The organism is Pseudomonas sp. 2995-1 (genome assembly GCF_002742505.1).
Taxonomy (GTDB): domain Bacteria; phylum Pseudomonadota; class Gammaproteobacteria; order Pseudomonadales; family Pseudomonadaceae; genus Aquipseudomonas; species Aquipseudomonas sivasensis.
The window spans coordinates 1-251 of the sequence record NZ_LJSA01000122.1 but is presented as its reverse complement, the minus strand read 5'-3'; the positions used below and the strand labels follow the sequence as shown (position 1 = coordinate 251).

Annotated in this window: 1 protein-coding gene; it reads right to left on the bottom strand. The window is 33.1% G+C overall.

Going from position 1 to position 251, the window contains the following annotated elements:
* A partial coding sequence (locus AOA61_RS31730; protein WP_218197308.1) for a hypothetical protein occupies positions 1-251 on the bottom strand: 251 nt, incomplete at both ends.

Genomic DNA, 251 nt, shown 5'->3' with positions numbered 1-251 from the left:
CCACTGTATAGGCAATCCTATTTTGGTCTGGGGAAATCGCAATGTCCTTTATTATTCGATTAGCCTCTATTTGAAAAATATCTAAAGGTGCATCAAATGTCCAATTATTAAGTCGAACTGTGTATACTTCAGGATTACTAGGTAGTGGTTGAGCATAATAGATATAATCCTGTACATCTGAAAATCCTATATTACTAATGGAATCTCCACTATCAAAAGTATGTATAGATACATTTTCTTCAGTAGTAACA